Source organism: Gluconacetobacter liquefaciens (assembly GCF_003350405.1).
GTDB lineage: Bacteria > Pseudomonadota > Alphaproteobacteria > Acetobacterales > Acetobacteraceae > Gluconacetobacter > Gluconacetobacter liquefaciens.
Map to the genome: position 1 here is coordinate 185,186 of NZ_QQAW01000008.1, position 11,754 is coordinate 196,939.

Annotated in this window: 10 protein-coding genes, 3 pseudogenes and 1 other annotated feature; of the genes and pseudogenes, 5 read left to right on the forward strand and 8 right to left on the reverse strand. The window is 60.0% G+C overall.

The genetic code is table 11. From position 1 onward, the window contains the following. Positions 1-205: 205 nt before the first annotated feature. From ygiD to C7453_RS14245, 4 genes and pseudogenes are all read left to right on the forward strand, one after another. Positions 206-1,012, forward strand: a complete 807-nt coding sequence (gene ygiD / locus C7453_RS14230) for a 4,5-DOPA-extradiol-dioxygenase (protein WP_211311074.1) — start codon at positions 206-208, stop codon at positions 1,010-1,012. A gap of 17 nt (positions 1,013-1,029) precedes the next feature. Continuing rightward, positions 1,030-1,578, forward strand: a complete 549-nt coding sequence (locus C7453_RS14235) for a flavin reductase (protein ID WP_245949054.1) — start codon at positions 1,030-1,032, stop codon at positions 1,576-1,578. Positions 1,579-1,590: 12 nt separating this feature from the next. Beyond that, positions 1,591-2,757 (forward strand): annotated as a pseudogene (locus C7453_RS14240) (IS3 family transposase). Beyond that, positions 1,811-1,927, forward strand: a sequence feature (AL1L pseudoknot). Its footprint overlaps the pseudogene before it by 117 nt. A gap of 79 nt (positions 2,758-2,836) precedes the next feature. Continuing rightward, a pseudogene (locus C7453_RS14245) lies at positions 2,837-3,043 on the forward strand (IS4 family transposase); the annotation flags it as partial. A 765-nt stretch (positions 3,044-3,808) separates the two neighbouring features. Here the strand turns inward: C7453_RS14245 and C7453_RS19450 are convergent. Then, positions 3,809-4,620, reverse strand: a pseudogene (locus tag C7453_RS19450) (integrase core domain-containing protein); the annotation flags it as partial. Between the two features lie 186 nt (positions 4,621-4,806). Between C7453_RS19450 and C7453_RS14260 the strand changes: the two are divergent. Next, complete coding sequence (locus C7453_RS14260) at positions 4,807-5,391, forward strand: winged helix DNA-binding protein (protein ID WP_245949055.1); 585 nt, start codon at positions 4,807-4,809, stop codon at positions 5,389-5,391. Positions 5,392-5,395: 4 nt separating this feature from the next. Here C7453_RS14260 and C7453_RS14265 read toward each other — a convergent pair whose 3' ends face one another. From C7453_RS14265 to C7453_RS18985, 7 genes are read right to left on the reverse strand one after another with little or no spacing between them, the layout of a single operon-like run. Further along, on the reverse strand, positions 5,396-5,785 hold the full coding sequence (locus C7453_RS14265) for a hypothetical protein (protein WP_114728208.1): 390 nt from the start codon (positions 5,783-5,785) through the stop codon (positions 5,396-5,398). Between the two features lie 2 nt (positions 5,786-5,787). Further along, positions 5,788-7,146, reverse strand: coding sequence for an acetyl-CoA carboxylase biotin carboxylase subunit (accC, locus tag C7453_RS14270; protein ID WP_114728209.1), 1,359 nt, complete (start codon positions 7,144-7,146; stop codon positions 5,788-5,790). After that, entirely contained in the window at positions 7,139-7,543 is a 405-nt protein-coding gene (locus C7453_RS14275) for an acetyl-CoA carboxylase biotin carboxyl carrier protein (protein WP_170222064.1), read from the reverse strand. Before C7453_RS14275 ends, accC begins: the two co-directional genes overlap by 8 nt. A gap of 42 nt (positions 7,544-7,585) precedes the next feature. Beyond that, on the reverse strand, positions 7,586-8,350 hold the full coding sequence (locus tag C7453_RS14280; RefSeq protein WP_114728211.1) for a LamB/YcsF family protein: 765 nt from the start codon (positions 8,348-8,350) through the stop codon (positions 7,586-7,588). 12 nt (positions 8,351-8,362) lie between these two features. Continuing rightward, complete coding sequence (locus C7453_RS14285; protein ID WP_114728212.1) at positions 8,363-9,334, reverse strand: 5-oxoprolinase subunit C family protein; 972 nt, start codon at positions 9,332-9,334, stop codon at positions 8,363-8,365. Continuing rightward, positions 9,331-9,975, reverse strand: coding sequence for a 5-oxoprolinase subunit PxpB (gene pxpB, locus C7453_RS14290; protein WP_245949056.1), 645 nt, complete (start codon positions 9,973-9,975; stop codon positions 9,331-9,333). The genes C7453_RS14285 and pxpB overlap by 4 nt, the downstream gene beginning before the upstream one ends. Beyond that, positions 9,972-11,489 (reverse strand): MFS transporter, encoded by a 1,518-nt coding sequence (locus C7453_RS18985; RefSeq protein WP_170143235.1) that lies wholly within the window; start codon positions 11,487-11,489, stop codon positions 9,972-9,974. Before C7453_RS18985 ends, pxpB begins: the two co-directional genes overlap by 4 nt. Between the last annotated feature and the right edge of the window lie 265 nt (positions 11,490-11,754).

The following is an 11,754-nucleotide window of genomic DNA, read 5'->3' on the forward strand; positions in this document are numbered from 1 at the left end:
GATGCCGCCGCGACGTGCGTCACATGCTGTCGTTTCGATCTAGACATTGTTCCGGCATCCCCGCTTGCCTGAATGCGACGCAGACTATCATGGAAAAGCAAGTTGCGCTCGCGCCGACATCATGACACTTGGCGCGCCCGCAGTGCCGCAGTCATGATATTTCAAGCGCCTTCACGGCCGTGATCAAACAGGAAAGGAACGATCCATGCGGATGCCCGTCATATTTTTTGGGCATGGAAGCCCGGCCATCGCCTTGCAGGACAACGCAACAACGCAACTCTGGCGGCGTCTCGCCCTGCGGATCGAGCGCGATTACGGTCGGCCACGCGCCATCCTTTCCATCTCAGCCCACTGGCTGACACGCGGCGTCGGCGTGACGGCCATGACACATCCACAAACCATTCACGATTTCGGCCGTTCGCTGCCCAGCGCCCTGTTCGACATCCAATATCCCGCGCCGGGCAGCCCTGAAGTCGCCCGTGAGGTCGCCGCTCTACTGGCGCCGGAGCGGGTCGTCCTCGATGAAGGCGACTGGGGTCTGGATCATGGAACGTGGTCGGTCCTGTGCAAAGCATGGCCCGACGCGGACATTCCCGTCGTGCAGCTCAGCCTCGATGCCCTGCGCTCGCCCCGAGATCATTACGCACTGGCCCAGAAATTGCAGCCGCTCCGAGAAGCAGGCGTGCTCATCATCGGCACGGGCAATATCGTACATAACCTGCCGCGCATGAACTGGGGGGCGCAGAACTGTGAGCCCTATCCCTGGGCCAAGACGTTCGACGATCATATCGTCAATGCCATCGCCGCCAGAGACATCAATGGCGTAGTTGATTACGAAGCACTCGGAGACGCCGCCACGCTCTCCGTCCCCTTACCCGATCATTACTGGCCCCTGCTTTATACGCTGGGTACGACCACCGCTGCCGACCGTCCCGACTTCGAACCGCGACATATCGAACACGGCTCGCTCAGCATGACGAGCGTTGCCTGGTGGCCCGCTGAAGCCGCTTGATGACAGGAGACAGCCTCATGTCGGCTCCGACCCCAGATATTTCGGTGGACGCATTCCGCGCCGCCATGAGCCAGCTTGGCGCCCCTGTGGTAGTGGTCACTACCGATGGGCAGGAAGGACGGCATGGCCTCACGGTCTCGGCCGTCTGTAGCGTCAGCGATACGCCGCCCACGCTCCTGGTCTGCCTGAATCGCAGCAACCGTTCTTATGCCGCTTTCGCGGGCAATCGTGTACTGGGTTTCAACATTCTCGGCGAAGGCGATCAGGCTCTCGCCGCCGCCTTCGCCAGTTCCCGCCTGCAGCCTGAAGAGCGCTTCTCCCATGGAACGTGGCATCAGGCCGTAACCGGCGCGCCCCTGCTGGACGGGGCCGTGGTCTCCCTCGACTGCACGGTCGAGGCCGTCCATGTTTCCGGCACCCATGATGTTCTGATGTGTCATGTGAAGGCCATTCGGCATGGCGCTGATGACATTGACGTCCTGACGTGGTTCGATCGACGCTTCCATGTTCTGCCCAGAACAAAAACCATGAAGCGTCCCGGGTTTTCGGGAGGCTCCTATCTGTGAGAAGGAGCTATCATGAACATCATGAGCCAGAGATTTTCGCCTGAGATCCGGGAATGTGCGGTTCGTATGGTTGGTGAGCATCACGCCGACTACGGCTCGGAATGGGCTGCGATGAGGCGAGACGGCGAGCGGGACCGGCGGGGCAGGCTGGTGACGAGCGGGTTCGGCTCAGGGAGCTTGAACGCGAGGTCAAGGAATTGCGCCGCGCCAACGAGATCCTGCGCAAGGCATCGGCGTATTTTGCGATGGCGGAGCTCGATCGCCGCGGGAAATGATGATGTCGTTTATCGACGTCCATCGTGAGGAACTGGGGATCGAGCCGATCTGCCGCGAACTGGCGATTGCCCCGTCCTCCTATCACGAACATGCCGCCCGTATGGCAGATCCTGCCAGGCGGCCCACCCCTGCGCGGCGTGATGACGAACTGAAGGACGAGATCAAGCGAGTATATGAGGCGAGTTCAAAGCTCTACGGGACGCGCAAAGTCTGGCATCAGATGCGCCGTGAAGGTATCCAGGTGGCCAAATGCACCGTGAAGCGCCTGATGCGGGCCATGGGTTTGGCCCGCATCAGGCGCGGGAAGAAGACGGTCACGACCATCAGCAATCCCAAGACCCCATGTCCGCAGGACAAGGTGAACCGTGAATTCCGTGTGAGCCGGCCGAATGCCCTGTGGGTGGTCGATTTCACCTACGTCCACACATGGAGCGGCTTCGTCTACGTCGCCTTCGTGATCGATGCCTATGCCCGGCGCATCGTCGGCTGGAAGGTCAGCACGTCGGCCACTGCCGGTTTCGTGCTCGACGCCCTGGAGCAGGCGATCCATGCGCGCAGGCCCGGCCCCGGGGATGGTTTGATCCACCACAGCGACAGGGACGTTCAATATCTTGCCATCAACTACACCCAAGCCTGGCCGAGGCCAACCTGGTGCCCTCGGTCGGCAGCGTCGGGGATTGGTATGACAACGCCTTGGCCGAGACCATCAACGGCCTCTACAAGGCCGAGGTCATCTGGCGCCTGTCCTCTTGGCCCGGCGTATCGGCCGTAGAAATGGCAACATTGCGCTGGGTCGATTGGCTCAATAACCGCCGCCTCTCCGGTCCCATCGGCTATATCCCGGCCGCCGAGGCCGAAGCCAACTACTATGCAGCACTTGAGATGATCGATAGAGCTGCATAACTCAAACCAAATAGCCGCCGGGAAACCCGGGACGCTTCCCATGCCATAATCAATGCTTCACGGCGCTCGGCTGACGCCGCGCTCCAGAACACCGGACCTGGTACGGCAGGAGTTTCACGGGCTGATCATGGCGCACTTCGCAATCTGCGCCCTGATCCATGAAGCCGCTCTCAACGCGAACGAGGACCCGGACAGGCTCTCGTTTCTCCATGCCGTCAGGGTCGTGCGTCGCAAGATGGCCGCAGCCATCGCCCTTTCTCCCACGGAACCAGACAATCTTCCATAAGACGGTTCTCGCTGAACTTCTTCAGGAGCGCCTGACACCGCGCGTCGGCCGGCGCAATCCATGCGGCGTGAAACGCAAGATGTCCGGCTTCCCAATCAGACCAAAGGCTCAGCCCCCCATCCCGGGTCGACTTCCGCAACGCCATTCATATCATTAAGTGAACGGTATTGGATACAGGACGAGTTCACTATAAAGATTTTCAGGCTCGTGAGCATGCATGTTCTCGTACCAGCCCACTGCATTGAGGCGATGGTATAGGTCAGGTCGGACATCATGCCTTAACGGCGGCTGTAGGCAGCGAACTCCTTTTCGGCAAGAGGCGCCCCAGAGGGAGAGGAATAATAGGGCGACGTGTAATAGTCCGCGAAATTCTTGGCATGGGCGTAGACGGTTGAGGTCGCTAATTTTTGACACCGTCCTTCGGTGTCACTGGTGACGGGAGCGTTAGCTCCTGAGTTAGCGCGAATCATCACGCAGACGTGAAACTCGACATTTTGTGTTTCCTGCACGGGATTTCAAGCAACAAAAATCCGCCCATGAGGGCGACCTTTAATGTTTGATATCAAGAACTTGAACAATTGTTGCGGGGTGGGATTTGAACCTACTTGAACGGGATGAAGTCATGGGGTATGTTTGAGGGTGTCACACAACTATCTACGGATAGATTAATATTTTTTACCAACTACTTACACCATTAAATGTGTTGACACTCTCTCCGCCATGCCTTCTAAGGCATTAATTTTACAGAAAAAAATTTATAGGTTCCCGCCGTGTGTCACATGAGTGACGCCAAGCCTCCATTTTTGCCCGGACGTCGTCAAGGCTTATGAACCAGTGCGTGTTCAGACACTCGGCCCGGAATTTGTCGTTGAAGGACTCGATGAAACTGTTGTCGGTCGGCTTGCCTGGGCGGGAAAAATCGAGCACGCCTCCCCTTCTGATACGCCCATAGACCCAGATCCCGGCTGACAAACTCCGGATCCTGGTCGAGCCAGATACTTTTGGAATAACCTATCTATTCGCAGATCCGCTCCAGGGTCTGGGCGACATTCTCTCCGCGATAACTGAACCGGGGATCGGTAGCCAGCGAGAAACGGGAGAAGATGTCGATCACGGTCAGTATCCTGCGGTCCGTCGCACGCCGGTCGTGAACACAATCCTTCGCCCAGCTATCATTGGCGTGTGTGTGCGTCGCCGGACAACGGTCCTCGCGCACTTTCGCCGTGACCCGATGCCTGGGCACCTTGTTGCGCAATTGCATACCCAACGCTTTGTAAAGACGATAGATCCGCTTCGGGTTAACCGCCCAGCCATCCCGCTGCAGCAGGAGATGAACGCGGCGATCGCCTTGTCGAGCGACAGGTCCGTCACGATCCATTTCAGCTTCGCGTTCTCATCTTCGAACTGCTGCAGCCGCTTCATCTCGGACGGCATCAGGCCCGCATATTTCTTCCGCTAGTTGTAGAACGTCGCATCCGAAATGCCTGCCTTCCGGCAGACCTCGGCGACAGGTGTGCCCCCTCCGCCTGCTTCAATACAAACGTGCTTTGCACCTCGGTGAACTTCGATGCCTTCATGAAACTCTCCTCGTCCCGCTTACGGGATCATACGTGAAAAATTCCAACTCAAAATGGCTGTGTTTTCGGGGGGCACGTCATATACCCAGTCGGCCAACGATATTACAAAGTTCGGCAAGAGACGGCCCTCCAGCATGCTTCGGTCGAATGGAGGGCCAATTTGGAGCGGATGGGAGAGAAAGCAACGTGCCGAAACGTCTTCCCGAAGACTCACATGGCAAGAAACAGGCGGAGGATCGCTCCGACTTGCAGGCCACCGAAGCGACGCGATCCTATATCGTGTCCTCCTCCCATCTGGCGACACCGGGAAGCGAGGATCTGAGCGAATTCGAGTTCGCATTGACGGTCGTCAATCACGCCTTCCAGCGTTGGGTCGCCCGCGGCATGACGGCGGCCGGCCTTCCGGAACTTTCGCCTCTTGATGGCCTGATCCTTCATGCGGTCCATCATCGGGAAAGAGAGAAGAGCATCTCCGATCTTCTGCTGACACTCAATCTCTCCGAACGGCACTACTTGAACTACGCAATGAAGAAGCTCGATGAACTCGGTCTGATAACGCGGCGAAAACAGGGGAAGGAGGTTTTCGTCAGCGCGACGGAAAAAGGACGGACCGCATGCGCGGAATACGCACGCTTGCGCCGCTTCTGCCTTCTCGAGCTCATTCCGTCCGATCGAAAGGTCGCTGGTGTTCCAATCAGCGATCTGGCAAAGGCCCTGCGCGTCCTCACAGGACTGTATGAACAGGCGTCACGGTCGGCGGCGTCTCTGTAGGCCATCACCTTGGTGCGGCACCTGTCAGGGTGAACAGAACGTCTCCATATCCGACGACGATGCCGTCTTCACGGAGCGCGGGACCAAGCCATCCGTCCATCGGCGCGATCACGGAAACCCGAACGGGATCGATATCAATATATCCAAGGATGTCACCAGCTTCGACACGACGATCGGTTGGTAAACCTACAGATCGGAATCGTCCCATTTCGGGGCTTCTCACCGGCTGGCATGACGCCGTGTCGCCGCCGGGCGACACGGAGGAACGCTGGTCGGCCTCCCGCCCGTACGGCTGAAGCCGCAATTCCAGCGTCTGGTCGCCATCGCGTATAGCAAGCGAGACGATATCCGCCCGCCGCATCATTGCGATAAGGCTTTCAATACGATCGAGCATGGTTATTCTGGCCTGACTTCGTATAGAAAAGTCTCGAGGTAATGGACGCTCACGCCCCCCGTCCGGAATCCCGACGCCCCCAAAATCCGCCTGTGCAAAGGAACGAGGGTACTGATACCCTCGATATGAGTCTCGGAAAGGGCCGCGTCCATGCGCATCAACGCATCGTCGCGATCCGTTCCATGAACGATCAGCTTGGCAACGAGCGAATCATACTGCGCGGGGACGCGATAGCCGGCTTCAAGATGCGTATCCACCCGCACCCCAGGCCCACCCGGTGCATGCCATGCCGTCACCATTCCCGGTGATGGACGGAAATCCTCCGGGTTCTCGGCATTGATTCTGCATTCAATGGCGTGTCCGCTTACGCGAACGTCCTCCTGGAGGAGCGACAGCGGGCACCCCATTGCAACCCGCAACTGCTCCCGCACCAGATCAATGCCCGTCGTCATTTCCGTGACCGGATGCTCGACCTGCAAGCGCGTATTCATCTCTATGAAGGCGAACGTGTCGTTTTCATAGAGAAACTCGAACGTCCCCGCTCCCTCGTAGCCCATAGCCGCACAGGCGCGCGCACAGGCATCACCGAGTGCAGCAAGACGATCCTCCGCGATCCCTACCGGGGGGGCCTCCTCGATGAGTTTCTGATGCCGGCGCTGAACGGAGCAATCCCGTGCACCGAGCCAAATCGCGTTTCCGAAACGATCCGCCATGACCTGGATCTCAATATGGCGGGGCTCCTCGAGGAATCGTTCCACATAGACCACAGGATTACCGAAAGCCCGCAAGGCTTCCTCTCGCGCGGCATCGATAGCGGGCAGCAGGTCGGCCTCGCGGTGCACGACGCGCATGCCGCGCCCCCCACCTCCGCCAGACGCCTTGACGATCAGCGGATAGCCAACGCATGCGCCGGCGCGCGACGCCTCGGCCGGATCTTCGGGCAGCGCGCCGTCAGAACCAGGCAGGCACGGAATGCCGCTACGCTGCATCTCGTGCCGGGCACTGATCTTGTCGCCCATCAACCGCATAATGCGCGCGGATGGCCCGACCAGGATCAGGCCGGCCTCTTCCACCGCCTCGGCGAAAGCGGCATTCTCCGATAGGAACCCATAGCCGGGATGAATTGCATCTGCACCGGTGAGACGGGCGGCCCGCAGAATGCGCGATCCGTCGAGGTAGGACAGCGCGGCCGATGCGGGACCGATGCAAACGGTCTGATTCATCAGGCGCAGATGGGCCAGATCGGCGTCGACGTCGGAATGAACGCCAACCGTTTCAAGGCCAAGCAACCGGCAGGCCCGTGCGATCCGCAGGGCGATCTCACCCCTGTTGGCAATCAGGACACGCCGGATCTCACGCATCGATCGGTTCCACTTCGAACAGCGCCACACCCGGCGAGACGACGTCTCCATCTTTCATCAGAACACGCATCACACGAAAGGCATACTCCGCCTCGATCTTCGAAAGCATCTTCATGGCCTCGACGACACAAAGCGGGTCGCCGGCCTTCACCAAGCTTCCGACGTCAACCAGGGGCGGCGCATGTGGCGCATCCGAGCGGTAGAACACGCCATGCATTGAAGAATGGATGAACCTGGGCGCAGTGATGTCCCGACACTCTTTCAACGGCTCGACCATGTCCGGAGAGTCCGCACCTACCCCCATCGTGCCGGACCGCGCGTCGGCGACAAGACGAATCGCTTCGCCTCTTGCCTCGTAAGCAAGTTCCGCGATGCCGAGCGATTGCATCTTCGCCATGAGGTTTTCGAGTCGTTTTATATCGATTGGCATGGCGATCGTTCAGTGCAGTGACCTAAGCGGAATTCCGGCGTCCTCAAGGACACACCGCACCTTACGCGCAACCCGCACGGCATCTACGGAATCTCCATGAACGCAAATGGTATCGATCGGTGTGGGCAACATACGGCCCGAGACAGTCTCGATCGCGCCCGCCTTGACCATGCGTACCACACGATCCGCTATGACGGCGGGATCATGCAGAAGAGCTCCCGGCTCCCGACGCGAAAGAAGGTGCCCGTCCTCTGCATAGCCACGGTCGGCAAATATCTCGGAATGGACGGTTACCCCCCCGTCCCGCGCAAGTCGTTCGAGCGCACTGCGCGCGATCGCCACGATCGACAGCGATGCATCCACCGCGCGCGTCGCCGCGATAATGGCGGATGCGACGCCCTCATCATGCTCAGCCATGTTGGCCAGAGCACCGTGGATCTTCACATAACGTGCCCGATGCCGCGAATAGGCGGCCATCGCCATCGCAGCACCGATCTGATAGGCGACCAGCCGCTCGATCTCGCCAACAGAAAACGGCATGACACGACGGCCGAATCCCCACAGGTCCGGGAAGCCGGGATGCGCCCCGACGGCAACGCCGCGTTCCCGCGCCATGCACATCGTCGCGTGCATGATCTCCGGATCTCCGCCATGCAGACCGCAGGCGACGTTCGCCGAGGTCACGATATCAAGCAATGCCACATCGTCGCCGATACGATAGGCGCCAAAGCCCTCACCGAGATCAGCATTGAGATCGACCGTACGGATCGACATGTATGGTTCCTTTCAGTCCAACAGTCCGCCACGCAACCGCTCAACGTCCGCTTCCAGGCAGTCGAGGGCACGCGCCTCTTCGCGCAGGACCGCGATGGCGCCGGCCTCGTCGACCGGAACGAACCGTACGCTTCCGCCGATGGCGGTCTGTGCCAAAAGACGAAGATCAGACTCGATCACCGTCGCGATCTTCGGGTACCCCCCACAGGTATTGGCGTCTGCCATCTGAATGATCGGCATACCGTCCGGGGGCACCTGAACCGTGCCGGGAACGATTCCGTGCGACATGAGGGTAAGTGGCCGCGACAGCCGCAAAGCATCCCGGCCATCCATCCGAAATCCAGTGCGATTGGCCCGGGGTGTGACCTGCCATGCCAGTTCACCGAACGCCGTGCGCGACGCCGAAGTGAAGGCTTCATGTTCGGCGGCTGGCAGGACGCGTAGCACGGTATGATCGTCCTCGGGCAACACGGCGCCACGGACCAGGCCGAAACCACCGTTGCCTGGCGGAGGAACGGAAGAGCATCCTGCCTTCAGACGTCGCCCCTTCTCTGGCGCGCGCCCATCGACGCCGCCGAAGCCACCCTTCAGATCGGTTCCACGCGCGCCAAGCACGACCGGAACGTCGAGACCACCCCGAATCCCGAAATAGGCCCACGCACCGCAGGTCGGGGCTGGAACAACGAGGACCTGCCCGGCCTCGGCAGTCATCGCCCAGTTCGACGGGATCGGACGTCCGTCGAGTTGCGCGGCACACGATGCGCCGGTCAGGGAAAAGGCTGTCCGCTCGACGAATCGTGCGCGAAAGGGGAAAAACGCGATTTCAAGGGCCGCGGCATCGCGCGCATTTCCCAGGAGGATGTTCGCGTGCGCAATGGCAAGCCTGTCCATCGCGCCGCCTCGCGACACGCCCATATGAAGGGCATGCGGGCGGCCGAAATCCTGAATCGTATTCAGGGCGGAGGTCGAAAGGATCTCGATCATGCGACCGGATCGAACCGAACGACATCACCCATCCGCAAAAGGCATGGCTCGTCGCGATGTACATCGAAGAGAATGCTCTCGGTCGCGCCCACCATGTGCCAGCCTGACGGCGCGTCACAAGGCATCACCCCCGCATGCCCGCCGCCTAGGATCACGGCGCCCCGGGGCACATGCACACGCGGCGTATCGCGCCGCGGCACGCATAAGCGACCGTCCAGCCCGGTAAGATAGACGAAACCCGGCATCGCGCCGATCGCCGCCACGCGATAGATGCCGGCCGCGTGCACTGCAATTGTCTCGCGCACGGAAAGGCCTGCCTGCGCCGCAACGTCGGCCAGATCCTCGCCCAGCGCACCGCCATACGCGACCTGGATGCGTACCTCGCGTGTAGGCACAGCAACGTCCGTCGCAGCCTCCCACGCCTCCGCGATGACATCGCGAATGGCTCCCGGCCCGGTGTGAAGCCCATCGAATCCCACCAGAAGGTTATTAACGCCGGGAATTGCCGAAATGACATGCTGATGGCGCTCTACCGCCCGTGCAGTCACCCAAATACGTCTCTGGGCGGCATCATCGAATCCGCCATGGGCGATGTCGCACAGCAACGCAGTCGCCCCGGCCAGATGAAAGCGCATCTTCATGGGACCAACTCCTCCCAGCCTTGCCCACGACACCGATCCGATACCCGGGAGACGGGTGGCTCCTGCGAGCGACCCAGAAGCACCAGTAGAGCGACAAGCCCGATGGGACTGGCCAGCATGGTCGTGAAGGCCGGAAGCAGGAGCCAGCCGGTATGATCGATCGACCACTCCATGACCGGTTGGGCCAGACCACCGAACACGGACACAGCCATCGTATAGAGCATGCCGAACAACAGGGACCGCCGCTCAGCCGGAATGGCGCGCAGGATCGTCATGATCGAAATCGCCGAGGTGATACCCGAAAGCCAATACGTAACTGAATTCAAAAGCAGCAGCGTCGGAAGCGACGGATGGCGGATGCAAATAAGATAAACGGGCAGGACGGAAAGTTCCGTCGCGATGATCGTACCGAGTAATATTAGACGCCGTGACACCCGGTGATAGAGCGCGATGCCCGTGATCATCGCCGCCAGCCCTGCGGCAATGCCGACAGTCATGGCAACCAGAGAGGTGAAAGCCGTCGCGTGAAGCTGGCCCATGGCATAGCTGACGCCAAAGCTACGTACATAGGTCGCCAGTGCGGATGCGGAGACGACGCACAGAATGAGCGCGGCCGTCGTCCATGAAAATACATCGGCCCCTTCATTCGACGCCGAAAGGTTCTTCATTCGGACAGGCGCCGCGCCGACCCGATCTTGAGGTCGGATAGCTTGCCCGACCCTCAGGCGAAGACCGATGACGGCCACCAGACTGCCGATCAGGAACGGCAGGCGCCAGCCCCAGTCGGCCAGAGCGCCCTCCGGGAAAAGCACAGACACCAGCGTACCGACCAGAGCGGCGACGAGTGATGCAACATACTGGGTGATATACTGCATCGTCGCGTTCGCGACCTGGCGCCGACCCGTCGACGTCGCATACAGCATCTGCGTTGCGGGTCCGATCTCGCCTCCCTCGGCAAACCCCTGGATCGCGCGAAACACGAACACCATGATCGGTGCCAGCATTCCAATCCGCCGCGCTCCGGGCAGCAGGACGAAGCCGAGCGACGCCATGCCCATCAAAAGGAACGTCAGGACCAGGACCGGCATCTCGCCGCGCTTCGCCGCCATACGCCCCATGACAAAGGCGCCAAGCGGCCGAAACAGAAAGCCCGAGCCAAACGCGATCAGCGCCGGCAGAAGCGTATGGCTGCCAGGGCCAAGGTCGAAAAATGTCGTACCTATGAAAGGTGCAAAAAAAACGTAAAGGACGAAATTGTAATATTCAAGACCGTTTCCCATGCTCAAGGAAACGACGCGCGAAATCTCCCGTTTCCGGCACATGCTGGCATCGTCAGGAAAGGAATATCGCATCGCCGCCCCCTCGCCAGCCTGCTTCAGAAACTTGCCGAGAGCCGACCGCCGACGTAACGCGGTTCTCCCGCAATACGGAAATACGTCGTCGTATTCGATCCCGATGCCAGGAAATACTGTCTGTTCAAAAGGTTGGAGGCATAGATCGTCGCCGACCACCATCCGTGCGTCGGACGAACGGTCAAATGGGTTCCCATCAGGAAATAATCCGGCAGACGATACGCACCGACCCCGCCGATCGCCATCGCCTGCGAACCACGATAGGACCAGTCCAGACCGCCATCGACGGTATAACCGTGAACGAACTGCGTTTCGTAATCTGCCGATCCGTTAAGTGACTGTTTGAAAAGTCATAGAACGGTCTGAAACCCTGAGGCGGCGTATGCCGACTTGGGCAGGTTTACCTATATGAGGGTAATTTCTGCCC